This is a genomic window from Arthrobacter sp. FW306-06-A (assembly GCF_021870055.1).
Taxonomy (GTDB): Bacteria; Actinomycetota; Actinomycetes; order Actinomycetales; family Micrococcaceae; genus Arthrobacter.
The window spans coordinates 1933049-1958104 of sequence record NZ_CP084552.1 but is presented as its reverse complement, the minus strand read 5'-3'; the positions used below and the strand labels follow the sequence as shown (position 1 = coordinate 1958104).

Here is a 25056-nt window from a genome sequence, read left to right as displayed (position 1 = left end):
GCCTAGAAGAGCGCCACCTTGGGCACTGCGGGGAAGATCTCATCCAGGGCGGCGAGCTCGTCCGGGGTGGGGACCCAGTTGGCCGCTTCCGCGTTCTGCCTGACCTGCTCCGGCCTGGTGGCGCCGGCGATGACGCTGGCCACCGAGGGCTGGGCGGCGAGCCAGGAGAAAGCCACCTCAATTTCCGTCAGGCCGCGCTCCTTGGCGAAGGCGCTGTACTGGCCCAACTGGTCCCAGTCGGCGTCGTTCACCAGGTTGGTGCGGGTGTGGCTGAGGCGGGACCCCTCTGGCGCGTGGCCCGGCGCGTACTTGCCGGTGAGCAGCCCGTTGGCCAGCGGGAAGTACGGCAGCACGCCCAGGCCGAACTCCTCGGCGGCCGGGGTCACTTCGAGTTCGGCGCGCCGGTCCAGGAGGTTGTAGTGGTTCTGCGAGGAGATGAAGCGTTCAGTGCCCAGTTCCCGGGCCACGTACTCCGCCTGGGCAATCTGCCAGCCGGACCGGTTGGAGTGCCCGATGTAGCGGACCTTGCCGCTGCGGACCAGGGTGTCCAGCGCTGCCAGGGTCTCATCGATGGGAGTCAGCGGGTCCGGGGTGTGGAACTGGTACAGGTCAATCCAGTCGGTGCCCAGCCGGCGCAGCGAGGCTTCCACCGCCTCCATGATGTAACGCCGGGAGCCGCGGGCGCCGAAGTCCGGGCCATTGGCGCCTTTGGCGTCCATCCCGAACTTGGTGGCCAGGACCACGTCGCCACGCCGGGCGCCGAGGGCCTTGCCGAGCATGGTCTCGCTGAGGCCAGGTTCCCGGCCGTAAGTGTCTGCGACGTCGAACAGGGTGATGCCGGCGTCGAGGGCGGCATGGACGACGGCGTCAGTTGCGTCCTGCGACTCCGTGGCGGTGTTCGCCCGGCCCAGGTTGTTGCAGCCAAGTCCCACGGTGGAGACGGTAAGGCCTGATTTTCCGAGGCGGCGGTAACTGGTCAAGGCTGTCTCCTAGAGGCTGAAGCCGCCGGCGGGCTTGGCTGAGTGCTTGAGTTTGAAATGGTCCGGGTCATTGTAGGGAGCGGCACCGATGCTGAGCTTGGTGAAGTCCAGGTCCTCGCCGCGGATGCAGACCTTGATGGCATTGACCGCTTTGTTCACATCCGGGCACAGGCAGAAGATGTTGAGCTTGTAGTCGGTGAACTCGGAGCGTTCCACCGTGCCCAGGCCGCGCCATGCCAGGTGGCTGATCAGCGCGTCCTTGGCCTTCTGCTCCAGGTAGCGGTCCCGCTCCGTGCCTTCCTTGGTCTTGAGGGCGAACTGGGCCACCACCCAGGACTGCTCCTCATTGGGGATTTCGACGTAGCCGTCCTCGGCGCACTGGGCCGCGAAGGCGTCCAGGAGCGCGTCGGCAGCAGCGGCGTCGGGGACGTCGGTCTCCTCCGTCTTGCTCTGGTGCCCCACGGCACCGAAATTCATCACGAACTGGGAGTAGTCCTCGTCGAACCAGGCCTCCCTGAACTGGAGGGCGCCCTCGTCGTCGCGCTTGTAGACCCTGACAATGCCGCTCATATGTTGCGTCCTTTGGTAAACCAGTCGACGTCGGTGCCGTCGAAGGGCGCCTGCTGCGCCTTTACTGCGTGGTAGAGATCGTCCGCTGCGGCCTGGATGTCCTGGATCAGCCGCTCCGGGTAGTGCATGGAGACGCTGTGTTCCGCGAATTCGTCCTGGTCGTCGATGAAGACACCGCGGCTGTCGGTCCGGATAACGTCGAGGTCCATGTCGATCACATGGAACTCGGTCACGGTGGGACGGATGTGCGTCCACTCGTGGCCGACGGCGAGATCAATGTACACGCGGACGCCGCCCGGGTGGGCTGAGTCGTAGAACGTGGCCACCCAGTCACCCTGGCGCGGCACCAGCAGGACCGCGTCGGAGCGCGTGTAGAAGGCAGCGCCGGGGCGGGAGCAGAACTCGTTGGTGCCTTGGAAGATCCACCATCCGTGCTGGTCTTCGCCGATGTACTGCCCGGGCACCACCCAGTGGGCCTTCCCGTTCCACTTGCGGTTCCGGGAAACCACCAGCTGGCCCGGCTGCAGTCCGTTGGGGACCCTGGTCGTGGTGGTGTGCAGAACCGGTCCGGACTCCCCGGCAGGGCCGGGATACTTCAGTTCGTCCTCGTCCCTCACAGGATCGGAAGGCTGCCGGTGGTGGGGTGCTGCTGCCCGGGGAGGGGACGCGCAAACGGAACCTTCGTGCCCAGGACCTGCGCCACGACGTCGTGCGTGATCTGCTGGGCGGTGAGCCCGACACGCTCCAGCACCTGGTTGCGGGTGCCGTGGTCCAGGAACTCGACGGGCAGGCCCACCTCGTTCAGGGCGGTGTCCACTCCTGCCGCCCGCATTTCCTGGCGGATGCGGGAGCCCACGCCGCCGGCCCGGACGCCGTCTTCGATGCAGATCACCAGGCGGTGGTGTGAGGCCAGCGCAATGATGGAGCGGCGGACCGGGAGGACCCAACGGGGGTCCACCACGGTGGTGCTGATGCCTTGGGCGCCGAGCCGGTTGGAGACATCGAGGGCCAGCTCCGACATGGCCCCGACGCTGACGATCAGCACGTCATTTTCGGTGGAGCCGGAGGGACGGCGGGCCAGGACGTCCACGCCGTCGCTGAGCCGTTCCAGGGCCTCCACTGCCGGGCCGACGGATCCTTTGGAGAACCGCACCACGCTGGGAGCGTCACTGATGGCAACGGCCTCGCGGAGTTCCTCGCGGAGCCGGGTGGCGTCACGGGGCGCGGCCAGGTGCAGTCCGGGAACGATCTGGACCATGGCCATGTCCCACATGCCGTGATGGCTGGCACCGTCGGGTCCGGTGACGCCGGCGCGGTCCAGGACGATGGTGACGCCTGCCTTGTGGAGGGCGACATCCATGAGCAGCTGGTCGAAGGCGCGGTTCAGGAACGTGGCGTAGACGGCCACGACGGGGTGCAGCCCGCCGAAGGCCATGCCTGCGGCGGCGGTCAGGGCATGTTGTTCGGCGATGCCGACGTCGATGACCCGTTTGGGGTGCTTGGCTGCAAACTTGTGCAGGCCCACCGGGATCAGCATGGCCCCGGTGATGCCGACGATGTCGTCGCGTTCGTCGGCGATGGCGGCGATCTCGTCCGCGAACACCGAGGTCCAGGACTGTGCGCTGCCCGTGCCGGTGGGCTCGCCGGTTTCGGGGTCGATGATGCCGACGGCGTGGAACTGGTCGGCTTCATGGGCGCGGGCCGGAGCGTAGCCGTGGCCCTTTTCCGTCATCGCGTGAACGATGACCGGGCCGCCGTAGTTCTTCGCAGTGGACAGTGCATTCTCCATCGCCTGGAGGTTGTGGCCGTCCACGGGGCCGATGTATTTCATGCCGAGGTCCTCGAACATGCCCTGCGGTGCCCACCAGTCCTTGATGCCCTTTTTCATGGCATGCAGGCTCTTGTAGGTGAACTGGCCTACGGGGCCGCCGTTCTGCAGCCTCTTCTTCCACCAGTCCAGGGCGCCCTCGTAGGCAGGGGCGGCGCGGAAGGAGTCGATGGTGGGGCGAAGTGAGGCAAGGTAGTCAGCAAATCCGCCCACGGTGGGTGCATAGGAGCGGCCGTTGTCGTTGACCACGATCACCACGCGGCGCTTCTTGTCGGCTGCGATGTTGTTGATGGCCTCCCAGGCCATGCCGCCGGTGAGGGCGCCGTCACCCACGATGGCCACCACGTGCCGGTCACCTTCACCGATGAGCTGGCGGGCGCGGGAGATGCCGTCGGCCCAGGACAGGGACGATGACGCGTGGGAGCTTTCCACGATGTCGTGTTCGGATTCGGCCCGGGCAGGGTAGCCGGAGAGGCCGCCTTCCTGCCGGAGGGTGCTGAAGTCCTGGCGCCCGGTGAGGAGCTTGTGCACGTAGGACTGGTGGCCCGTATCAAAGACGATGCTGTCACGGGGAGATTCGAAGATGCGGTGCACGGCCAGCGTCAGTTCCACGACGCCGAGGTTGGGCCCGAGGTGGCCGCCCGTCTGGGAGACGTTCGTGATCAGGAAGTCCCTGATCTCCGAAGCCAGCTGTTCCAGCTGTTCCTCGGTCAACTCGTTCAGGTCCTGCGGATTCCGGATGGTGTCCAAGATTCCCAATGACCCCTCCTTCGGATGGTAGACGTGCCGTTTAACTCTAACGCCTCGGTTCGCAGGGCCGGACGTGGCTGAAAAGCCGAAGCCCCGGCTGGTCGGTGACCGGCCGGGGCTTCGGGAGGATGCTGCCTGCTGGCAGAGCCCGCTAGTTGGCGGAAATCTGGCGCAGCACGTACTGCAGGATGCCGCCGTTGCGGTAGTAGTCCGCTTCACCCGGGGTGTCGATGCGCAGGACGGCGTCGAACGTCTTCGATGAGCCGTCCTCGGCGGTGGCGGTGACCTTCAGGGTCCTGGGCGTGGTGCCCTCGTTAAGGGCGGTGACGCCCTCAACCGAGAAGGTTTCGGTGCCGGTCAGGCCCAGGCTGGCAGCGTTCTCGCCGGCCGGGAACTGCAGCGGCAGGACGCCCATGCCGATGAGGTTGGAGCGGTGGATACGCTCGTAGCTCTCGGCGATGACGGCCTTGACGCCCAGCAGCGCGGTGCCCTTGGCGGCCCAGTCACGGGATGATCCGGAACCGTACTCCTTGCCTGCCAGGACCACCAGCGGGGTGCCGGCTGCCTGGTAGTTCTGGGCGGCGTCGTAGACGTAGGCCTGGGGGCCGTCTGCCTGCGTGAAGTCGCGGGTAAAGCCGCCCTCAACGCCGTCCAGGAGCTGGTTCTTGATGCGGATGTTCGCGAACGTACCGCGGATCATCACTTCGTGGTTGCCACGACGCGAGCCGTAGGAGTTGAAGTCCTTGCGCTCCACGCCACTGGCCAGCAAGTACTGGCCGGCGGGGGTGTCGGACTTGAACGAACCGGCCGGGGAGATGTGGTCGGTGGTGACGGAGTCGCCGAGCTTCAGGAGCACGCGGGCACCGGTGATGTCCTTGACCGGTTCCGGCTGCGCCTGCATACCCTCGAAGTACGGGGGCTTCCGGACGTAGGTGGACTTCTCGTCCCAGGCGAAGGTGTCACCTGCGGGGGTGTCCAGCGCCTTCCAGCGGTCGTCGCCTTCGAAGACGCCCTCGTAGCCCTTGGCGAACATGTCCTTGTCGATCGAGGAATCGATGACCTGCTGGACCTCAACCGGGTTGGGCCAGATGTCCTTCAGGAAGACGTCGTTGCCTGCTTCGTCCTGGCCCAGGGGGTCGGCTTCGAAGTCGAAGTCCATGGTGCCGGCCAGGGCGTAGGCGATGACCAGCGGCGGGGAGGCCAGGTAGTTCATCTTGACGTCCGGGTTGATGCGGCCTTCGAAGTTTCGGTTGCCCGAGAGGACTGCAGTGACCGAGAGGTCGTTGGCCTGGATGGCCTCGGAGATCTCTGCGTCGAGCGGTCCGGAGTTGCCGATGCAGGTGGCGCAGCCGTAGCCCACGATGAAGAAGCCCAGCTTCTCCAGGTAGGGGGTCAGGCCCGACTTGTTGTAGTAGTCGGTGACCACCTTGGAACCGGGAGCCACGGAGGTCTTGACCCACGGCTTGGCAGTGAGTCCCTTCTCCACGGCGTTGCGTGCCAGCAGTGCGGCGGCCAGCATAACGGAGGGGTTGGACGTGTTGGTGCAGGAGGTGATCGAAGCGATCGACACCGCGCCGTGGTCCAGTTCGAATTCGCGGCCGTCGGCGGTCTTGACCGCTACCTTCTTGGAGGGGCGGCCATTGGACTTCGGTCCGTGGGCGTGCGGGGCTTCCTCGGAGAGGTGGGTGGCCGTGGCGGTGAACGACGGCGAGTCGGAGGCCGGGAAGCTCTCGTCGATCGCTTCGTCCAGGCTGCCGTCAGCGAGGTCCACCTTGACGTAGTTGCGGAGGTCCTCGCGGAACTGGGCCTTGGACTCGGAAAGGATGATGCGGTCCTGCGGGCGCTTGGGGCCGGAGATCGACGGAACAACCGTGGACAGGTCCAGTTCCAGGTACTCGGAGAACTTGATGTCGCGGGAAGGATCGTGCCAGAGGCCCTGTTCCTTGGCGTACGCCTCGACGAGGGCGACGTTCTGGTCCGGGCGGCCGGTGAGGCGCAGGTAGTCCAGGGTGACGTCGTCGATGGGGAACATGGCAGCGGTGGAGCCAAACTCGGGGCTCATGTTGCCGATGGTGGCGCGGTTTGCCAGCGGCACCGCGGCCACGCCTTCGCCGTAGAACTCAACGAACTTGCCCACCACGCCGTGCTTGCGCAGCATCTCGGTGATGGTCAGCACCACGTCGGTGGCGGTGGCGCCGGCGGGGATGCTGCCGCTGAGCTTGAAGCCCACGACGCGCGGGATCAGCATGGAGACGGGCTGGCCGAGCATCGCTGCCTCGGCTTCGATGCCGCCAACGCCCCAGCCCAGCACACCCAGGCCGTTGACCATGGTGGTGTGCGAGTCGGTGCCGACGCAGGTGTCGGGGTAGGCGCGGAGCGCACCGTCCACTTCACGGGTCATCACGGTGCGGGCCAGGTATTCGATGTTGACCTGGTGCACGATGCCGGTTCCCGGGGGAACCACCTTGAAGTCGTCGAATGCGGTCTGGCCCCAGCGCAGGAACTGGTAACGCTCACCGTTGCGCTGGTATTCGATCTCCATGTTGCGCTCCAGCGCCCCGGCGTTGCCGAAAGCGTCGATCTGGACGGAGTGGTCGATGACCATTTCGGCCGGTGCCAGCGGGTTGACCCGCTTGGGGTCGCCGCCCAGGTCCTTGACCGCTTCACGCATGGTGGCAAGGTCGACCACGCAGGGGACGCCAGTGAAGTCCTGCATGATCACGCGTGCCGGCGTGAACTGGATTTCTGTATTGGGCTCCGCATTGGGATCCCAGCCTGCCAAAGCGCGAACGTGATCGGCAGTGATGTTCGCGCCGTCCTCGGTCCTCAACAGGTTTTCAAGCAATACCTTGAGGCTGAACGGAAGGTTTTCTGCACCTTCAACGGAGTTCAACCGGAAAATTTCGTATTCGGTTCCGGCTACATTAAGTTTGCCTTTTGAACCGAAGCTGTCCACAGTGCTCATCGCAGGACTCCTCTCGCAACAGTTTCATCTTTGTCGCGCGGTTGACCGCCTGCTAGTTAGGACGCCCTAAGTAGTTACAGGGCCCGAAAATTGCACACGGCCGGCCGAGAATTCGGGCGCGACGTGGGACTACTACCGCCATCGTAGTCCAAAACCCCGGCCCCATCACCGACCCGGAGTAAGCAGTGCCACCGTCTCAAGGTGGTGGGTGTGGGGGTACAGATCGAAGGCGCGCAGGCCTGCCAATTCCCAGCCGGAGCGGCGGAAGTAACCGAGGTCACGGGCAAACGACGCCGGGTCGCAGGACACGTAGGCGATGGCGCGGGGCTGCGATGCGACCAGTTGTCCCACGACCGCTTTCCCGGCACCTGCCCGGGGCGGGTCGAGGACCAGGGCGTCGAAATTCCGCGGCTTTTGGCGCAGGACCCGCTCCACGCGGCCCTGCACCACCTCCACCTGCGCGGCGGAATGCAGGTTCTTCCGCGCGTCACGGCTGGTTCCCGGCGCCCCTTCCACGGAGAGCACGGACCCCGTCTCCCCCACCGCATCGGCCAGGACGGCAGTGAAGAGCCCGGCACCCGCGTAGAGGTCTGCAACCACCGCGCCCGGGTGCAGGAAGTCCCCTTGCAGGGGGTCCCCTTGCCGCAGGAATTCCGTGACGGCCCCCACAAGGGTCCCGGGCGCGTCGCGGTGGATCTGCCAGAAGCCTTCGCCGGTTACGCGGTATTCGTGGCCGACGGCGGATTCCTGCACCCAGGTGCGTCCCCGGAGTTGGGTCACCTGCCCGGTCAGCGGATCAAAGGCAGCGGCGGAGGCGTCACCCGGCACTTCCGCGGCGATGGCCCGCAACCGTTTTTCCTTGGTTCCGGGAGCCGGGGCGAGGAGCACCAGGGGGCGCGAGCCGTTGGCGGGGGCGGCTACCTCAACGCGCTCCACCCCTTGCAGGTCCAGGTTCCACAGGCGCAGGCCATTGATTGCTTCGCTGGCCAAGGGCATCTCCCGCACCGGGATGATGTGGTCGGAGCGGTGGGCGTGCATCCCCAGCCTGCCGCCGGGGGTGACCGAGAAGCTGGCGCGTGTGCGCCACGCAAGGCCCGTGCCGCCGTCGTTCCTGTCCCCTACCGCTTCCACGCCACCGGTCCACACGGACGGCACCTGCTCGAAGCCGGCCAGCCGGGTGAGTTGCTCGGCCAGCACGTCCGCCTTGAGGCTGCGCTGCCGGGCCAGGGCGATGTGGCCGAATTCGGCGCCCCCAACCGGCGGGTGGCCGTGGCTCCAGGCGCGCAGGGAATCGGCCGGACGCCAGAAGTGTTCCACCCGGTCCGGGGAGGCCTCCAGCACCTCGATGGCATCTGCGCGCCAGAACTTGGCGCCGTCCTCCGCATCGGTCAGCCGGACCCGGACCTTTTCGCCCGGAATGACGTGGCGGACAAAGACTACGCGGCCCTCATGCCGGGCTACGCAGTGCCCGCCGTGGGCAACGGGCCCGACGTCGAGCACCGCCTCTTCGCCGGTGTGGCCGGCCTCACCGGCTTGGTGCTGGGTGGCTGTGGGCGTCCTGCTGGTCACTGCACGTCCTGGAGGTTCTTGGCTTCTTCGGATGATTTGAGCTGCCAGGGCACGCTGGCCACCATGACGCCCGGTTCGAAGTGGAGGCGGGTCTTGATGCGCAGGGCCGTCTGGTTGTGCACCAGCTGCTCCCACCACTTGCCCACCACGTATTCGGGGATGTACACCACGATGAGGTCCCTCGGGGAGTCCAGGCGCATCTGCTTGACGTAGTCCATGATGGGCGTGACGGTTTCCCGGTAGGGGCTGGCCAGGACGGTCAGGGGCACCGGGATTTCGAGCTTGTCCCAGTCGGCAATGGTGTGCGCCGTTTCCTCCGGGTCGATGTCCACCGTGATGGCATCAAGCCGCGACGGCCGGGAAGCGCGGGCGTAGGCAAGGGCACGCAGGACGGGCTTGCGGACGTGCGACACCAGCAGGACCGCGTGCACCCGGGTGGGGAGCGCCCGCGGCGAGGAATCCTCATCCACCGCGAGTTCCTTGGCCACGTTGTCGTAGTGCGCGCGGATGCTCCACATAATCAGGAACAGGACGAACATGGCCAGCAGGGCGATCCAGGCACCCTGCTCGAACTTGGTGATGAGGACGATCACCAGCACCAGGCCGGTCATGCCGAAACCGATCGTGTTGATGGTGCGTGACTTCAGCATCCGCCGCCGGACAGCCTTGTCCTTGGCGAGTTTCAGTTCCCTCCCCCAATGCCGGATCATCCCCAGCTGGCTGAGGGTGAAGGAGATGAAGACACCCACGATGTAGAGCTGGATGAGCTTGGTCACGTCGGCGTCGAACGAAATGATGAGCACCAGGGCGCCGGCGGCGAGGGCCAGCACACCGTTGCTGAAGGCAAGGCGGTCGCCGCGGGTGCGGAGCTGGCGGGGCAGGTAGCCGTCCTGGGCCAGGATGGAGCCCAACACGGGGAAGCCGTTGAAGGCGGTGTTGGACGCGAACACCAGGATGACGCCGGTGGCGGCAACGACGATGTAGAAGGGAATGCTGCCCGCGCCGAAGATGGTCTGGGCGATCTGTGAGATGGCAGGGTTCTGGACGTAGCCCTCCGGCAGCGGCTTCCCGTCCAACAGAAATTCTGTGGCGGGGTCCAGCACAATGTGGACCTTGGTGGCGTTGGCAAGGTAGATGATGCCGGCCAGCATGGCTGCGCCGATGACGCCCAGGAGCAGCAGCGTGGTGGCCGCGTTCTTGCTCTTGGGGTGCCGGAAGTTGGGAACGCCGTTGCTGATCGCTTCCACGCCCGTGAGCGCCGCGGCGCCGGAGGAAAAGGCCCGGAGCAGCAGGAAGGCACCGGCCAGGCCCACCAGGCCCTGGTCGAAGCCCTCCGCCGGGACGATGGTGAAGGCCGCCGACGGCGCCTCCCCCAGCTGCCCTGTTGCGGCCTGGAACATGCCCACAGCGGTCATGCCAAGGATGGAGGCCATGAAGATATAGGTGGGGACGGCGAAGACGCTGCCCGCTTCCTTGATGCCGCGCAGGTTCACCAGGGCAAGGATGACGACGCCGATGGTCGCTATCACGGCCTGCTCACCATGCAGCGACGGTACTGCAGTGGTGAGGTAGGCGGCGGCGGACGACATGGACACGGCCACGGTCAGGACGTAGTCCACCAGAAGGGCCGACGCCACCGTCAGGCCTGCGAACTTGCCGAGGTTTTCATTGGCGATCTCGTAGTCGCCGCCGCCCGAAGGGTATGCGTGTACGTTCTGCCGGTAGGAAGCCACCACGGTGAGCAGCACCACCATGACGGCCAGGCCCACCAACGGCGAGATGGCCACGGCACTGACACCGGCCAGGGCCAGGGTCAGCAGGATCTCATCCGGAGCATAAGCCACGGAGGACAACGCGTCGGATGCAAAGATCGGAAGTGCGATCTTCTTCGGGAGCAGGGTATGGGACAGGCGGTCGTTCCGGAAAGGGCGGCCCACCAGCACGCGTTTGACGGCGTTCAGTATTGTCAACACCCCACAAAGCTAGTCTGATTCGCGGGCGATGTCATGACGGGGCCGGGCCGGGCCGAACGGGGGCCATGCCGGTAGAGTTCTAGCTGCACGATCCTGACATACATAAAGAGGAGATACGGTGGCGCATTTCGTGATCATGGGATGTGGCCGGGTGGGGGCAACGCTGGCGCACACGCTGGAGGATGCCGGGCATTCCGTGGCCATCATCGACCAGGACGACCGCGCTTTCCGCCGGCTCCGCCAGGGCTTCACCGGCCGTAAGGTCACCGGAGTGGGCTTTGACCGCGAAACCCTCAAGCAGGCAGGAGTGGGCGAGGCCTATGCCTTCGCTGCCGTTTCCAGCGGCGACAACTCCAATATCCTTGCAACGCGGGTTGCCCGGGAAACCTTCCACGTGCCGCATGTCGTCGCGCGCATCTACGATCCCGGGCGTGCTGAGATCTACCAGCGCCTGGGCATCCCCACGGTGGCCGCCGTCCGCTGGAGCGCGGACCAGGTGCTGCGGCGCATCCTTCCCGAACAGCACCTCGCGGGCGACTTCCGTGAACCGTCCGGACGCCTGGTCCTGGCCGAACTTGACCTCGACGCCGGCTGGATCGGGCACCGGATCAGCAGCATCGAAAAGGCCGCGGATGTCCGCGTCGCCTACCTCACCCGCTTCGGCGAGGGCATCCTTCCCGATGCCGGGACCGCATACCAGGACGGCGACACCGTGCACGCCATGCTGCAGGTGGACCGCAGCGCCCACATCGCCCAGGTCCTCGCCAAAGCCCCCGCCAAGGAGTACCAGTGAAAGTCGTTATCGTCGGCGCAGGCAGCGTCGGGTCATCCATCGCCCGGGAGCTGCTGGCGCACAAGCACGAGATCCTGCTGATCGACCTCAAGCCCGAGGTGATCGGCCGCAGCGGCCTGCGTGGCGCCCATTGGCTGGTGGGCGATGCCTGCGAGCTTTCCACCCTGCAGGGCGCCAAGGTGGAGGACGCCGATGTGGTGGTTTCCGCCACAGGCGATGACAAGGTCAACCTGGTGGTGTCCCTGCTGGCGAAAACGGAGTTCGGTGTAGGCCGCACCGTGGGCCGGGTGAACAACCCGAAGAACGACTGGATGTTCAACGACTCCTGGGGCGTGGACGTCGCTGTCAACACTCCGCAGCTCATGACCGCCCTCGTGGAGGAGGCGGTGGAGATCGGCGACCTGGTCCGGCTCCTGACGCTGCAGACCGGGGTTGCGTCGCTGGTGGAATTCACCGTCCCGCACGATTCGCACGTGATCGGCATGACGGTGGGCGATATCCACTGGCCCGAGGACGCCACCCTGGTGGCCATCCTCCGGGACCAGGCACCCATCACCCCCAGCAGGGACGACGTGATCGACGGCGGCGACGAGCTCTTCTTCGTCACCACCATCGCCGCTGAGGACCGGCTCCGGGAGCTGCTCTCCTCTGCCCCCGGCAGCATCGACGCCGGCCACGTGCCGGCGGACAGCAGCACGCCCGCCGGCGCCAGCCACGGGCATGCCACGGACGACGACGGCTTCGACGGCTAGGTTTCCGGCGCCGCCTTTGGTGCCGGGTGCTGGGCGTCAGCCGACATTGGGTGCCGGCGCGGGGCGCGTTCTGGTGCCAGTTTCTTCGGTGGGTCAGCTTTCCTGGTCGGCTTCGGGTTCCGCCGGAGCCGGCCGGGTCACGAGCCAGGCCACCCAGATCCCGAGGATGTACAGGGGTGCACCCATGATCAACCGGGTGGTGGCGAGGGCGGCCAGGCCGTCAGTGCCCATCAGGTACAGGGGCACCTGCACGATGAGCCGGAGTGCCAGGACGGCAACAATGATCCAGGTGCCCAGGCGGTAGGCCTTGACGCGGTCCGGATCCTTGCGCCATTCCACGCCCTCATTCCGGATGAAGCCGAAGAGCAGTCCGGCCACAGGCCACTTGACTGCGATCGAGATAACCATCGCCAGGATGTAGGCTGCGTTGGTGAAGAAGCCCGGCAGGTAGAAGTCTTCGGCTTTGCCGGTGGTGTTGGCCAACCAGGCCGAAATGCCGACGCCTGCCACGCCGGCCAAGGCCTGGGTGAGGGGCCGGCGCTGGACCAGGCGGACAACAGTGAACACGGCCGCCGATGCCAGGGCCGCCACCAGGGACAACGTAAGTTCGCGGGTGACGGTGAAAGCCACCAGGAACACCAGGCCAGGAACAATGCTTTCGGCAATGCCCTGCACTCCCCCGGCGCTGCGCAGGACGTCCACGCGGCCGTCATGGGTGCGGTGGAGTCCGGCCTTGGCTGCATACTCTGCGGCCAGGCCGGCAACTGGGGACTGTCCTGCAACCGGGGACTGTCCCGCAGCCTGCGGCCTTCCCTCCTGCGGCCTCCCGGCGGGGCCTGCAGAGCCGTTCGGCTGCTCGGGCTGGTGCTCGCTCATTCGTTCTCCTGGCGGGACAGTATCTCGTAACGGGGATTGAAGATGGTGGGCACGTCCTTGCCGCGGGCCAGCATTCCCTCTACCCGGATCTCGGCGCCCGCTTGGATGCCCGGCACGCGCCGCCGGCCCAGCCAGACAACCCGGAGCCGTGGGGGCCTTCCGCGGCCCACCCCTGTAGCAGGGCGGCCAGCGTCGTCCTCAGTGACGATGGCGCTGAACTCGGGGGCCCGGTCGGCCGGAACGAAGGTCACTGATTCGATGTGCCCCTGGCAGAGGACACGTCCCCTGTCCGGAAGCTGCCGCAACGGCGTGAGGCCGCCACGTCCCGTGGCCGCCTCGTCGGGGTGGGAATCAGCCGATCTGGGTGATTTCTGGACCACGTTCGGGCTCCTCCAGGGTGGGCGCGGCGGGCGGAGGAGTAGTGGAGGCGTCCTTGGGCAGCCGCAGCTGCAAAAGATCACGCGGCGGCATGGGGCTGTCACCGCGAACCACCACAACCTGCCGGAACAGGGCTTCAAGCGGTTCCGCAGCGGGGCGTTCCAGTGCCGCAGGTCCACCCAGGACGCCGCGCAGGAACCAGCGGGGGCCGTCCACACCGATGAACCGGGCCACACGGTAGCCCTGGCTTCCGTCCGGGAGCCCTGCGGGAAGCTTGGCCACCAGTTCGGTACCGAATGCCCCTTCCACCTCTTCAACCTGGCCGCCCTGCGCACCGACCGACTGGCCGATCTGTTCGCGGATCTCGTCCCAGAGCGTCTCCGTCTTGGGGGCGGCGAAAGCCTGCAGCTGAAGGCTGGAGCCGTTCAGGTCAAGGGTCACTGCCACGACCCGCTGTGTTGCCTCTTCCACTTCGAGCCGGAGTTGAAGGCCCTCGCTCGGCGTGATCAGCAGGGCGCCCAGGTCCACGAAACCGTCGGTGCTGGTGATTTCGGACTCGTCGAACGGGCCGTGCTGGCGGCGGGCGTCGGGGGCGGGGGCGTCTTCGCCGGCCTCCGCGAGCGTCAGCTCTTCCACCGGCTCCGCCGGTTCGTCCTTCTTTGCTTTCCTGCCGAACCCAAAGACCATGGGTGACTCCTTAATTCTTCAAATGTGCCAGTTCTGAAACCTGCCGGCCGGGCCCTGGAGGTCCCGCCGTCGTGCGTGCTGGCGTGGCAGCGGGTGCAGCCGGGGTCAGGCCCCGGGTACGTTGAACCCGCCGGTGGAGCCGAAGCCCCCGGTGCCGCGCACGGATTCGCTCAGGTCACTGACAGGAATGAACTGGGCGTACTCCACCCGCTGGATGACCATTTGGGCAATTCTATCGCCGCGCCGCAGCTCTATCGGCTGGGTCGAATCGGTATTCAGCAGGGTTACCGAAATCTCGCCTCGATATCCCGCGTCCACGGTGCCGGGAGCATTGACGATCGTGAGGCCATGCTTGGTGGCCAGGCCGGACCGGGGGTGGATCAGCGCCACGAAGCCGTCAGGCAGTGCAATGGCCACGCCGGTGGGAACAAGCTTGCGCTCCCCGGGCAAGAGGACCACGTCCTCCCGGGCGCGAAGGTCGGCGCCGGCGTCGCCCGGATGCGCGTAGGAGGGGGCTTCCAGCTCCGGATCCAGCATCTTCAACTGCACCTGCAGGGTGGGGGCAGCAGCAGCGGGCGATGCTGCGTCCGGGACAAGGTCTACCGTTGCGGGATGATCAGTCACAGTCACTCACTCTAGCCCGCGCCCCCAAATCGAGCCTAGGCAGCACTTGGGCGCGGGGCTGTCCAGGGGCCGGCACGGGGGGCCGGGGCAGGGTTGCGGGAGCAGGGTAGCCCAAGGTGAAATACCCAGCCAAAGGTGGAAAGCTTGGGCTATGCCCGAATCAAGCCCGCACGCATCCGTACCAAGCACGCCCTCAGCCGGGGCGCCTGTTGTCTACAGGGAAAAACTGTGGCCCAACGCCTGGATCTGGATCATCGCAGCCGGCGTCTCCGCAGCGGGCATCCTTGTCTTCGCCCCCATCAGCATGGCGGCGGGTTACACGGCGGCGCTGGTGCTCTTCGCCATCATCACTGTCCTCCTGGTTCTCTCCACCCCCGCCATTACGGTGACCGGGGACGCGCTCACCGTTGGAAGGGCCACCATTGAACGCCGGTTTGTGGGCAGCGTGCAGCAGTTCACCGGCGGCGAGGCGACGGCCGAGCGCGGGACCCGGTTGAACGGCCTCGCCTACCTGTGCATCCGCGGCTGGATCGATCCCGTGGTGAAGATCGAGATCACTGACCCTGCCGACCGTACCCCGTACTGGCTCGCCTCCACCCGTCATCCGGATCAACTGACTGCGGCCCTGACGCGGCGCTGACGACCCCGGGATCCCGGCGCCGGGACCTCCGAAGTCCTGTGACCTCCCCCTTTATCCCTGGGGATCCAGCGGAAAATGACGGCGCGCCCTGCTCCTTGAGCCAAATCCGCGCCTCCGAGTGGCAGAGTTTCGGTTGATAGTAATGCCAGGGTGGAGGATTTGTATGCAGGATCTACGGCTTGTAGGCGTGCACGACGACGGGACGCATGTCCTGTTGAGCGGGGCCGGCGGCGAGATGTTCCAGCTGCCGATCGATGAAGCACTCAGGACGGCCAGCCGGTCTACGGCAAAACCGCGCGCGGAACGGCCAGCTGTTCCCATGTCTCCCAGGGACATCCAGGCCCGCATCCGTGCCGGTGCCACCGCTGCGGACGTCGCCGAGTTGTCCGGGATGCCGTTGGCCAAGGTGGAGCGCTATGAAGGCCCCGTCCTGGCGGAGCGGGAGTATGTTGCCCAGCAGGCCCGGAAAGTGGAAGTTGCGGCGCCCTCCCCCGGCCACGACGTCTACCGGTCCGCCTTCGGCGACAACCCGGCGACCCTGGATGACATGGTGGCCCACCGCCTGTCAGCCCACGGCATTGACCCCGGAACCGTGGAATGGGATTCGTGGCGGCGCCAGGACGGCACGTGGACGGTCTCGGCAAGCTTCGAGGCCAAGCCCGGCGGGACGTCCGGAATCGGCGAAGAACCTCCGGCCCTGTGGACGTTCAACCCCGCACGGAAGTCGCTGCAGAACACCAACCGCTGGGCGCAGCAGCTGAGTGAACTTGAGCCGTTGGACGGTCCTGTTCCCGCGCGCAGGCTCACTGCAGTTTCAGACCGCCCCTTCGATTTCGAGACTGACGCTGATACGTCCAAGGCCTCTTCCGGTGCCCAGGCCGGCCCTGCCCAGGATGCCGGCAAGGAACCCGATGGCCTGCTGGACATGCTCCGGTCACGGCGCGGGCAGCGGCTGGGTGTGGACGAGGATTCCGACGACGCACTTGCACTGCTCCTCACGCATGGCGTACCGGCCGCGCACCCCCGTCCTTCCGAAGTGGCCGCCGAACCTGAGGCAGAGGAACCAGAGCCACGGGACGACCAGCGGGACGCGCCCGCGGCCCAAGGCGATTCCTTCATCCGGCGCAGGGACACCAGGCCGTCGATGCTTTCGAGGCTCAGCCTGCTTCCGCAGCACCGGGAGGGTCACGACGATGGTCTGCGGCTCCACGACGGCGTGAGCACAGATACCAGGGAAATCACCATTGCGGCGTCCCCGAAGAATCCCTCCGGTTCCGCAGCCGGCTCGGGGTCCGAGAATACTGGCGGAGCCGGGCTGGATGAACTGTTGGGCAGCAACCCGCGCCGCCCTGCCAAAGAGGACGACGCTGCACCTGCCACTGGGCAGCTGCCTGAGACCGAGGCACCGGAGCGCCCTGCCCGGCCGAAGCGGTCCAGCGTGCCGTCCTGGGATGAAATCGTCTTCGGCACCCGGAGCGACTAGGGCTTTTCCTCCCGCCGTAAGGGGTGTTCCTGCTGCGCTGCGTGCTACGATCCCCGCACGCTCTCGGTCAGAAGCTGCAAGTACGGAGGTTCCCTGTGTCGGACACTACCTGCCACATGTCCATGTCGCTGGACGGCTTCGTCGCCGGGCCTGACCAGAGCCGCGAAAACCCCTTGGGTAAGCGCGGGCTGGAACTGCATGGCTGGCACATTGGCGATCCTCGGGCCAACGATGCCGACGAGACCGCAACCGGATGGCTCATGCGCCCCCGGGGAGCGTATGTGATGGGCCGGAACATGTTTGGCCCTATCCGTGGCGAGTGGGATGGTGACTGGACGGGCTGGTGGGGGCCGGAACCGCCGTACCACGCTCCGGTGTTCGTGCTGACCCATTATGCGCATGACCCGATCCAGATGGAGGGCGGGACGCCTTTCCACTTTGTCACCGGGGGCTTCGACGCAGCCTATGCGGCAGCACTCGATGCCGCCGGCAGCAAAGGGGTGGACATCGCGGGCGGCGCCTCCACTGTCCGGCAGGCGTTGAAGGCGGGCGTTATCGACGAGCTCACCCTCGACATCGCGCCGGTTCTGCTCGGCTCGGGCGAGCGGATCTTCGACGGGATTGAGTCCTTCGACTTCGAACCTGTCGAGGTGCTACATTCCCCACTCGCCACCCACGTCCGCTACCGCCGGGTGGCCTAGCGAGAATTTGTGCTGCCGCAGCCCCGAATGCGGCACCACTCCGGAGTGGCACGATTACAAGACGAGATGCTCCTCGAGGGCTTCCTCGAGGATGCTGTGTTCGCCGGGCAGGGTACAACGAGGCCAGTGTGTTGGTTCCCAGTCCTGGTGCTCGCTGGGGTAATGCCGGCCGGTGGGTGAAATCCAGCCGGGCGGCTCGTTCTTCGCGGCCGGGGTGGGTTTCCATCCGGTGGTGTGCCGGAGTTTGTGGTGTTTCGGGCAGGGTTGTCCCAGGTTGCTGATCCCGGTGGTGCCGCCCTTGTGCCAGGCGAGGATGTGGTCGGCGTCGTTGTCCAGGGAGTTGTTGCTGCAGCCCGGAAACGGGCACTTTCCGTCCCGCATCCTCAGCCAGGCCCGCATCGCCCCGGTCACCCGGTAACTCTTCCGGCCGATCTCCAGCGGCGCCCCATCCCGCGGATCCACCAACACCCGGTAAAACGACCCGGCGCCGTTCGCCACCAGGTCCCGGGCCATCGACGGCGGGATCGGCCCGTACCCGTCGAGCATGGCCGGTTCATCGGTCAAGCCCATCAGGGAGAACACAGGAACCGTAACCAGAACCTGGGCCCGGATCGGTGAAGGCAAGTCTTCCCGTCCGGCGCCGGCACCTTCAACGTCAGCACTGCCGCTGTCACGCGCCCCGCCGTGGCCACTGCCGCTGCCGAGGAACACCTCGGCGAAGTTGTCGGCCCGCAACTGGGACATGGTCCGGGACTCCTCCGGACCCTGCATGCTCCGGGACATTGCGGTGAGCCGGTTCCACCCGGCCAACGCCTGCTCCGCCGGCAAACACGCGGACAGCCACGCCATCCCGTCCTGGTCCGGCCGGAACTCAACCCGCCGATCCGCCACCCCCTTGGCATGGCGCACTTCGATGCTCTCGGCGTGGTGGCGTTCCCGCCACGTCCGGGCCTTGACCCTGAACCGATGCGCTGGCATCTCCCCCACCGGGCATCCCCTCGCCGGATCCTGGGCATCCGGGTCCAAGAAATGAGCCTCCAACGCTGCCGCCCCGGCAGCATCCAGGCACACCGCTTCATCGGCCATCACCACCGCGTGCTGCCACGACAACGTCCCCGCCTGCAGCCCCGCAAGGGTCCGCGGCAACGACGACATCAGGGCGTGCGAAGTCGCCAGGAACGACGACGCCGCCCGGGGCCCCAACGCCAGCACACACCCAATCTCAGCAGCGACCGCCATCTCCTGCGCCTGCACCGGCACACCCGGCCCGGCAACAGCGCATGCGCTCTCCGCGTACCTCACCGCGGCCTTCGCCTTCAACCCCGCCAACCCGGCTTCAACCTCCCGGGCACCGGCAAGAATGTCCAGGCACCCATCAGCCAACCCAGCCAACGGATCAGCCACCGAAAACGCGTCAGACCCGCACCCATCCACCTCAGCACCAAGCACAGCAAGGGCAGCCCGGATGTCCGCATAAGCCTTGGCCACCGCCGCCTTTCCCATAAACCCATCATGACAAAGGGGTACGACAATCAGACTTTGGCACTTAAGACCTGCAGTAGCTGCTTCTGCCTGCACAGTTACCGACAATTGAAGCGCACCATGCAGCTATGCCAGCAGGTAGCATCCTCGTTCCCCGACCCTCAACTGAGGCTAAACCCGGGAGCAAAAAAGCCCAGATAGAAAAAGCCTGCTCCCACAACCAGCGCCATTACTCCAAAAACGCGCACAAAAAACATCGAAGCCAGCAAGGACTTGGAGTAATCCACACCAAAGGGGTGGTAATTCTTAATGCCCTCCACTAACCCGCTGGCAGCCCCGTTGATGTTGGCGATCACGCACAGGCCCAACAGGAATAGGACGACGCCCATGCTGCCAGACGTCCAGCGGACGTATTCAACAAGTTTGAAGGCCACGGCAATCATGTTCACGATGAAAACCAGGAAAAACACGAGGTATAGGCTTTTCAGTGGTTGGGGCAGGGCCCCAATGAACTCCCGCATCGCTCCCCCGTTACCTTCGCGCCGGTTTCTCCAAAGAATAGGGGAATTAGCGTCGAGGAAGAAGCATTATGTTGCGCGGCTGTCGCCCAGCCCACCCGAACCCCGCCAGAGGCACGCGTCCACGTCGAACGGCAGCAGCTGATCCTGCTGCGCCATTAGGGACGCACCGTGCGCCGTGACCCGCCGCATGAAGTGGCGCCGGCACAGCGTCTCGTATCCCACCACCGGAAGGTGCCCGGCCTCCGGGGCGGCGGCCTCGACCACCATGTCCACGTCGCCAACCACCACCTGCGCGCCCTCGGTGACCATGACGCCGTCCACCGTCCTGGCATTGTGTGTGGCCCTGCGGCCACACCAGCACAGCGCCTCCACTTGAAGCACCTGCACCCGGTCGGCGAGCTCTATCAGGCGCTGCGAACCCGGGAACAACCGGGTTCGGAAGTCGGCGGTGATGCCGAAAGCGAAGACGTCCACATCGATCTCGTCCACCACCTTGGCCAACTGCTCCACCTGCTCGGGAGTATAGAACTGGGCTTCGTCGCAGATCAGGTAGTCAACCCGCTGGCCTTGCGTGCGCCGGACCATGACTTCCTCCCAGAAGTCCGTGCTGTCCAGCACCTCCACGGCATCCGTCTCCAGGCCGAGGCGGCTTGAGATCCGGGACTCGCCGGCGCGGTCGTTGCGGCTGAACCGTACGCCGCCGCGCCCGCGGGCCCGGTGGTTGTAGTCCATCTGCAGGGCCAGGGTGGATTTGCCGCAATCCATGGTGCCGGAGAAGAAGATCAGCTCAGCCACGACGGTTCCTTCCCTGGGCGGTAAAGCAGAGCAGCGGAACCTCCCGCTCGGCCTTCGTCAGCGAGCCGTGCTGGCCCACCACTTCCATAGCCGTGGGTCGCATGCGCCGGCCGTCGTAAAGCGCGACGGCGTCACGCGCCGCGATCATGACGTCACCGATCCTGCCTTCAACAGCAGGCCGCACGTCGCCAAAGAGCCCACCGGCAACGGCCTCCTCCTTGGTGAAGGCCCACACCCGGTCACCGAACCGGGCTTTCCACGCGGCCAGGAGCCGGTCGCGGGCACCGGCGGCGGACTCCACGTACCCCTCGTCGAGGTACAGGTGCACCATGCGCGGTTCACCGGCCGTGTGGCGGACTCCGTCCACCAAATCCGGATCCTTGGAGAAATCAATACGCTGCGACTCGGGGACGTCCAGCATCCCGTGGTCCGCAGTCAGCAGGATGGTGGTGCCGGCTGGCAGGGAGGAGCTAAGCCGCTTGACGGTGGCGTCGAGCTCTTCCAGCTGGTGTTCCCACTGTTCGGACTTGCAGCCGTAGCGGTGCCCTGCCTTGTCGAGTTCATTGACGTAGAAATACATCAGGGACCGGCCGGAGCCGGCCATGGCCTCTGCCGCTGCGGCGGTACGCGCGTGGGAGGTTGTCCCGGAGATGAACCTGCCGCCCCGAAGCGCTGCCCGTGTCATGGGCGAACTGTCGAACTGGGCAAGGCTGACCGTGCTGACATCCACCTCTTCGGCGATCCGTTCAAAGACCGTGGGGAAAGGCTGCCACGTCGACGGATCGACACCCGGATCCCAGTTTCCCAGCAGGTTGACCACCTTGTCCTGGTCCGGGTCCAGCACGTCATAGCCCACCATGCCGTGCTGGCCGGCCGGAAGACCGGTCCCAAAGCTCGACAATGCCGCGGCGGTGGTGGAGGGAAAGGCGGAGTCCAGCCACACCGGAACCTCGCCCTGTCCCGCCTGCACCACCGAGCGCAGGAAGGGTGTGTGCGCGGCCTTTTGCTTCAGGAGGTTCCGGCCCAGGCCATCCGCGAGCACAACGCAGATTTTGGCGGCGGAGGGGAGGCCGAGGGTGTTGGCGAAGCTGTCCACGCCAAGGCTGGCTGCCGCGCTGGTGAGCACTTCGGCGATGGAGCGGTGCCCATAGGCGGGAGCGGGCGGAAGGTCGGGGGCTTGTACTGAGTGGTTGGGGTCTTCCGGCATCTCAGCGCTGCTGGTGCCCGCGGCTGAGCCGGTTGCCAAACACTCCGGAGCGCGTCCGGGGGCCCATGGACTGCACATGCGGGACCGGCGCGGCGGAGCCGGTATTGACTGCCCGCAGGGCCCGGGCAAACAGCTTGGCGTCCTGCACGGCCTGAAGGCCATCCGCCTCGGCGCTGATGCGGAGCACGATGTCTTCCTGCGCGATGGTTCCTGTGTAGCCGTGGTCCGCTTCGCACTGCGGATCGCCGCAGCTGGCCGGCCCCATGTCCAGCCGTTGGCCGCCGGACCACGCGATGGACAGGGTCAGTTCGCGGACGGGGTCCGACGGCTTGTAGTTCTGCGGCTGGGCGTACATGTAGCTCAGGACCACGGACCGGATTTGGGCCACGGGAACGGACTCGGTGGAGATCTGGGCGACGATCTGCTCCCCCGCCTCGTCCAGTTGCTGGTCGTCCACGTGGGTGATCACCAGCATGTCCGCAGTGAGGACCAGCACGGTGATGTGGCGGCGGACCTCGGCCCGGTCGAAGTGGGTCTCCAGGTGCACCAGGTGGGCCACGCAGTCCCGGCCGTCCAGTGCGTCGTCGACGACGTCCGAGACAAGGCGCGGGTAGAACCCTGCCTTCTGCAGTGCGTCTTCCAGGCTCTGGCCCTGCACTCCGTGGTTGTGTGAGCTGTGGTGGCGGACGGCCTGGTTTTCATTGCCGGGCGTTTCGGGCGCCGACGCGGGAGGCTGGAAGCTCATGCCCCCATTTTCACAGATCGCCCGGTCACTTGCTAACCGCGTCAGCCCAGCATGGCCCGTCGCGCGCTGTCCGTGCGCTGCGCGGCGTTGCCGATCCGCACGTCGGCGGCGAGAATGGTCACCCCGGTGGTGCCGCACAAAACCGGGTTAAACTCCACCAGCGCGATCTCCGGATGGTTGTCCTTCATCCAGGCCAGCCGCCCGGCAAGGTCCTCCAGGGCAGCGACATCAACGGGCGGCAGGCCCTGGTAGCCGAAGAGCTTTCGGGACGCCCGGGGGGAACGGATGAAGTCGTGCACGTCGGCGGCGGAGAGCGGCGGGACGCGGTGCGCCCAGTCGTCGAGCAGGTTGACGGCGTCACCGGCAAGGCCGAACGAGATGACGGGGCCCAGCAGCGGATCCTCGATGGCACGGAAGGTGCACGCCTGCCCCACCGGCGCCATCGCCTGCACTTCGAGCGCAGGGTCTCCGTAGGCTGCGAGCGCCCGCCGCATCTGCACCACGTTTTGGCGCAGCGACTGTTCATCCTCGATGCCCAGGCGCACCCCGCCAAGATCCAGGCGGTGGCGGAGGGCCGGGGCGGTGGTCTTCAGCACCACCGGCCAGCCCAGTGCGTCAGCGGCCGCCACGGCCTCATCAGGGGTGCTGAAGGGCAGGGAGGGCAGGACCGAGATGCCGTAGTGCCCCAGCAGGGAAGCAGTCGCCGCCGGTTCCAGCTGCTTGAGCTGGTCACCGGTGACGTCCCGCAGCAGTTCGTCGAGCTCAGCCTCGGCCTGCCGCGGGTCGCAGCCTGCGGGTTCCACAAACTGCCCCTGGTCGCGGGCGGCCCACTCCGCGTACCGCACCACGGCGGCGAGCGCGGCGACGGCGGCTCCGGGGTTGGAATAGCAGGGGACGGTGCAGCCGTCCGCCCCCAACAGGCCTTCCACATTGATGGCCGGGTCCAGGATGCCGGTGAAAGCGGCCACCACCGGTTTGCGGGCGCTGGCCGAACATTCGGCCAGGACCTGCGCCACGGCATCGGGTGTCAGTCCGCGGGCCGGCAGCAGGGCAGCGACGGCGGCATGCACGGCATCGGAGGCCAGGGCATCGAGGAGGGCCTTCCGCAGTGCGGGAAGTGCCACCGACTGGCCGGCGTCGAGGTCCAGTCCGGAGACCACCTGCGCCACCCCCAGCCCGTGGGCCACAGCACTGTCCGCCACCACATTGCCCAGCGCCTGGGAGTTGCTGAAGATGGCAACATCCGGTCCCGCGGGAAGCGGCCGGCCGGAGACCACCTGCGCCACGTCCACCAGCTGCTCCACGGTTTCCACCCGGATCACGCCCGATTGCCGGAGCATGGCATCCAGCGCCCCGGCCGGTGCCTGGGTGGTCCGGACGGCATGGCCGGGCGGCAGCCGCAGGCCCATGGTGTCCGACTTCGCCACGATCACGGGCTTGGTGCGGGCCAGCCGGCGGGCGATGCGGGAGAACTTGCGGGGGTTGCCGATCGACTCAAGGTACAGGCCCACGGCGGAGGTATCGGCGTCGTCCTCCCAGTACTGCATCATGTCATTGCCCGAAACGTCCGCCCGGTTGCCTGCCGAGAGCAGGCTGGACACTCCCACCCGGCGCCGGCTGGAGGCGGCGTAAAGCGAGACGCCGATGGCCGCGGACTGGCTGAACAGGCCCAGGCCGCCGCGCAGCGGCATGGTGGGGGCCATGGAGGCGTTCAACGCCACGTCGGGGTGGGTGTTGGCGATGCCGAGCGACGCCGGCCCGATCACCCGCATGCCGTTCGCCCTGGCCTGGCGCACCAGGGCGCGCTGCCGCAGCAGGCCGCGTTCGCCGTCGTCCGCGAAGCCTGCCGAGGCGATCACGACGCCCTTAACGCCCGCAGCGGCGCACTCCGCCACAACCCCGGCCACCTCCTCGTAGGGGACGGCGATGATGGCCAGCTGGACGGGTTCGGGGACCTCTGAGAGCTTGCCGTAGGACATCATGCCCGCGAGCTCCAGCGCTTCCGGGTTGATGGCGTAGACGGAGCCGTGGAAGCCGCCCTCGATGATGTGTTCCAGCAGCTGGTACCCCACGGTCCCCCACCTGCGGCTGGCACCGATTACAGCAACGGACGACGGCGCCAGCAGCTCCCGGACGCTTCTCGCCTCTGCGCGGTGCTCGCGGGATTCCATGACGGCCCGCGATTTTTCGGTGGGGTCGATGTTGAACTCGAGGCTCACGACGCCGTCGTCGAAGTGGCGCTTGACGTCGTAGCCGGCGTCGGAGAAGACCATCAGCATCTTCCGGTTTTCCGGCAGCACCTCTGCGGTGAACTTCCGGATCCCGTTTTCGTGCGCAGCTGCGGCCAGGTGTTCGAGCAGGATGGAGCCGATGCCCCTTCCCTGGTGGGCGTCGGCGATGTTGAAGGCGACCTCGGCCTCAGTGGGGTTGGGGAGGCGGTCGTAGCGTCCGATGCCGATGATTTCCCCGTGGATGGTGATGACGAACGCCACGCGGTCCTTGTAGTCCACCTCGGTGAAGCGCTTGAGCTCCTTGGCGGACAGCCTGGCCTTGAAGGCGAAGAAGCGCATGTAGATTGAATTCTGCGACTGCCCGGTATGGAAGGCCTGGACAGCATCCTCGTCCGACGGGTGGATGGGCCGCAAATGCGCTGTTCCGCCGTCCCGCAGGACGACATCGGCTTCCCAATGTTCCGGATATTCGCCGTCCCCGGGCTGATCCACCATAGGCTTAGCCT

22 protein-coding genes are annotated in these 25056 nt (G+C 66.6%); 5 read left to right on the top strand and 17 right to left on the bottom strand.

Going from position 1 to position 25056, the window contains the following annotated elements; translation table 11 throughout:
- Positions 1 to 2: 2 nt before the first annotated feature.
- From LFT49_RS08920 to LFT49_RS08890, 7 genes are all read right to left on the bottom strand, one after another.
- Positions 3 to 980 carry an aldo/keto reductase gene (locus LFT49_RS08920; protein WP_236802088.1) on the bottom strand — a complete coding sequence of 326 codons (978 nt, stop codon included), beginning with the start codon at positions 978 to 980 and terminating at the stop codon, positions 3 to 5.
- Between the two features lie 9 nt (positions 981 to 989).
- A complete protein-coding gene (locus LFT49_RS08915; RefSeq protein WP_236802087.1) occupies positions 990 to 1550 on the bottom strand; it encodes a hypothetical protein in 561 nt (186 codons plus the stop codon).
- A complete protein-coding gene (locus tag LFT49_RS08910; protein WP_236802086.1) occupies positions 1547 to 2167 on the bottom strand; it encodes a DUF402 domain-containing protein in 621 nt (206 codons plus the stop codon). The genes LFT49_RS08915 and LFT49_RS08910 overlap by 4 nt, the downstream gene beginning before the upstream one ends.
- Entirely contained in the window at positions 2164 to 4137 is a 1974-nt protein-coding gene (dxs, locus tag LFT49_RS08905) for a 1-deoxy-D-xylulose-5-phosphate synthase (protein WP_236821821.1), read from the bottom strand. The genes LFT49_RS08910 and dxs overlap by 4 nt, the downstream gene beginning before the upstream one ends.
- A gap of 142 nt (positions 4138 to 4279) precedes the next feature.
- Complete coding sequence (locus LFT49_RS08900; RefSeq protein WP_237430266.1) at positions 4280 to 7093, bottom strand: aconitate hydratase; 2814 nt, start codon at positions 7091 to 7093, stop codon at positions 4280 to 4282.
- Between the two features lie 165 nt (positions 7094 to 7258).
- The gene (locus LFT49_RS08895) at positions 7259 to 8662 is read right to left on the bottom strand and encodes a class I SAM-dependent RNA methyltransferase (protein ID WP_237430265.1); all 1404 of its coding nucleotides are present in this window, start codon (positions 8660 to 8662) and stop codon (positions 7259 to 7261) included.
- Entirely contained in the window at positions 8659 to 10635 is a 1977-nt protein-coding gene (locus tag LFT49_RS08890; protein ID WP_236802082.1) for an APC family permease, read from the bottom strand. The genes LFT49_RS08895 and LFT49_RS08890 overlap by 4 nt, the downstream gene beginning before the upstream one ends.
- 118 nt (positions 10636 to 10753) lie before the next feature.
- Here LFT49_RS08890 and LFT49_RS08885 point away from each other — a divergent pair, with 118 nt between their 5' ends.
- Both LFT49_RS08885 and LFT49_RS08880 read left to right on the top strand, forming a co-directional pair.
- Positions 10754 to 11428: a potassium channel family protein gene (locus LFT49_RS08885; RefSeq protein ID WP_236802081.1), complete on the top strand. Its 675-nt coding sequence runs from the start codon at positions 10754 to 10756 to the stop codon at positions 11426 to 11428.
- The gene (locus tag LFT49_RS08880; RefSeq protein WP_236802080.1) at positions 11425 to 12180 is read left to right on the top strand and encodes a potassium channel family protein; all 756 of its coding nucleotides are present in this window, start codon (positions 11425 to 11427) and stop codon (positions 12178 to 12180) included. Before LFT49_RS08885 ends, LFT49_RS08880 begins: the two co-directional genes overlap by 4 nt.
- 93 nt (positions 12181 to 12273) lie before the next feature.
- Here LFT49_RS08880 and LFT49_RS08875 read toward each other — a convergent pair whose 3' ends face one another.
- From LFT49_RS08875 to dut, 4 genes are all read right to left on the bottom strand, one after another.
- Positions 12274 to 13056: a DUF3159 domain-containing protein gene (locus tag LFT49_RS08875; protein WP_236802079.1), complete on the bottom strand. Its 783-nt coding sequence runs from the start codon at positions 13054 to 13056 to the stop codon at positions 12274 to 12276.
- Entirely contained in the window at positions 13053 to 13361 is a 309-nt protein-coding gene (locus tag LFT49_RS08870) for a hypothetical protein (protein ID WP_236802832.1), read from the bottom strand. The genes LFT49_RS08875 and LFT49_RS08870 overlap by 4 nt, the downstream gene beginning before the upstream one ends.
- A 46-nt stretch (positions 13362 to 13407) precedes the next feature.
- Complete coding sequence (locus LFT49_RS08865; protein ID WP_236821818.1) at positions 13408 to 14121, bottom strand: DUF3710 domain-containing protein; 714 nt, start codon at positions 14119 to 14121, stop codon at positions 13408 to 13410.
- Positions 14122 to 14226: 105 nt separating this feature from the next.
- Positions 14227 to 14745: a dUTP diphosphatase gene (dut, locus tag LFT49_RS08860; RefSeq protein WP_236821817.1), complete on the bottom strand. Its 519-nt coding sequence runs from the start codon at positions 14743 to 14745 to the stop codon at positions 14227 to 14229.
- A gap of 151 nt (positions 14746 to 14896) precedes the next feature.
- Between dut and LFT49_RS08855 the strand changes: the two genes are divergently transcribed.
- The 3 genes from LFT49_RS08855 (at position 14897) to LFT49_RS08845 (ending at position 17569) form a co-directional block, all read left to right on the top strand.
- The gene (locus LFT49_RS08855) at positions 14897 to 15385 is read left to right on the top strand and encodes a DUF3093 domain-containing protein (protein ID WP_236802076.1); all 489 of its coding nucleotides are present in this window, start codon (positions 14897 to 14899) and stop codon (positions 15383 to 15385) included.
- A 163-nt stretch (positions 15386 to 15548) separates the two neighbouring features.
- Positions 15549 to 16868, top strand: a complete 1320-nt coding sequence (sepH, locus tag LFT49_RS08850; protein ID WP_236802075.1) for a septation protein SepH — start codon at positions 15549 to 15551, stop codon at positions 16866 to 16868.
- Between the two features lie 95 nt (positions 16869 to 16963).
- Complete coding sequence (locus LFT49_RS08845; protein ID WP_236802074.1) at positions 16964 to 17569, top strand: dihydrofolate reductase family protein; 606 nt, start codon at positions 16964 to 16966, stop codon at positions 17567 to 17569.
- Positions 17570 to 17623: 54 nt separating this feature from the next.
- On the opposite strand, the gene LFT49_RS08840 is transcribed toward LFT49_RS08845, so the two are convergent.
- The 6 genes from LFT49_RS08840 to LFT49_RS08815 all read right to left on the bottom strand — a co-directional run bounded on the left by LFT49_RS08840 (position 17624) and on the right by LFT49_RS08815 (position 25045).
- Positions 17624 to 19072 (bottom strand): HNH endonuclease signature motif containing protein, encoded by a 1449-nt coding sequence (locus tag LFT49_RS08840; RefSeq protein WP_236802073.1) that lies wholly within the window; start codon positions 19070 to 19072, stop codon positions 17624 to 17626.
- Between the two features lie 140 nt (positions 19073 to 19212).
- Positions 19213 to 19572 carry a hypothetical protein gene (locus LFT49_RS08835; protein ID WP_236802072.1) on the bottom strand — a complete coding sequence of 120 codons (360 nt, stop codon included), beginning with the start codon at positions 19570 to 19572 and terminating at the stop codon, positions 19213 to 19215.
- 66 nt (positions 19573 to 19638) lie between these two features.
- On the bottom strand, positions 19639 to 20367 hold the full coding sequence (locus LFT49_RS08830; protein ID WP_236802071.1) for a thymidine kinase: 729 nt from the start codon (positions 20365 to 20367) through the stop codon (positions 19639 to 19641).
- Positions 20360 to 21574, bottom strand: a complete 1215-nt coding sequence (locus tag LFT49_RS08825; RefSeq protein ID WP_236802070.1) for an alkaline phosphatase family protein — start codon at positions 21572 to 21574, stop codon at positions 20360 to 20362. The genes LFT49_RS08830 and LFT49_RS08825 overlap by 8 nt, the downstream gene beginning before the upstream one ends.
- Position 21575: 1 nt before the next feature.
- Positions 21576 to 22319 carry a DUF5998 family protein gene (locus LFT49_RS08820; RefSeq protein WP_236802069.1) on the bottom strand — a complete coding sequence of 248 codons (744 nt, stop codon included), beginning with the start codon at positions 22317 to 22319 and terminating at the stop codon, positions 21576 to 21578.
- A 41-nt stretch (positions 22320 to 22360) separates the two neighbouring features.
- Positions 22361 to 25045, bottom strand: coding sequence for a bifunctional acetate--CoA ligase family protein/GNAT family N-acetyltransferase (locus LFT49_RS08815; protein ID WP_236802068.1), 2685 nt, complete (start codon positions 25043 to 25045; stop codon positions 22361 to 22363).
- Positions 25046 to 25056 lie beyond the last annotated feature (11 nt).

Excerpts from the sequence above, each read along its gene's own strand:
- LFT49_RS08915 (WP_236802087.1), bottom strand. The coding sequence starts at position 1,550 with ATGAGCGGCATTGTCAGGGTCTACAAGCGCGACGACGAGGGCGCCCTC.
- LFT49_RS08900 (WP_237430266.1), bottom strand. The coding sequence starts at position 7,093 with ATGAGCACTGTGGACAGCTTCGGTTCAAAAGGCAAACTTAATGTAGCC.
- LFT49_RS08875 (WP_236802079.1), bottom strand. The coding sequence starts at position 13,056 with ATGAGCGAGCACCAGCCCGAGCAGCCGAACGGCTCTGCAGGCCCCGCC.
- LFT49_RS08865 (WP_236821818.1), bottom strand. The coding sequence starts at position 14,121 with ATGGTCTTTGGGTTCGGCAGGAAAGCAAAGAAGGACGAACCGGCGGAG.
- LFT49_RS08855 (WP_236802076.1), top strand. The coding sequence starts at position 14,897 with ATGCCCGAATCAAGCCCGCACGCATCCGTACCAAGCACGCCCTCAGCC.
- sepH (WP_236802075.1), top strand. The coding sequence starts at position 15,549 with ATGCAGGATCTACGGCTTGTAGGCGTGCACGACGACGGGACGCATGTC.
- LFT49_RS08840 (WP_236802073.1), bottom strand. The coding sequence starts at position 19,072 with ATGGGAAAGGCGGCGGTGGCCAAGGCTTATGCGGACATCCGGGCTGCC.
- LFT49_RS08835 (WP_236802072.1), bottom strand. The coding sequence starts at position 19,572 with ATGCGGGAGTTCATTGGGGCCCTGCCCCAACCACTGAAAAGCCTATAC.
- LFT49_RS08825 (WP_236802070.1), bottom strand. The coding sequence starts at position 21,574 with ATGCCGGAAGACCCCAACCACTCAGTACAAGCCCCCGACCTTCCGCCC.
- LFT49_RS08820 (WP_236802069.1), bottom strand. The coding sequence starts at position 22,319 with ATGAGCTTCCAGCCTCCCGCGTCGGCGCCCGAAACGCCCGGCAATGAA.
- LFT49_RS08815 (WP_236802068.1), bottom strand. The coding sequence starts at position 25,045 with ATGGTGGATCAGCCCGGGGACGGCGAATATCCGGAACATTGGGAAGCC.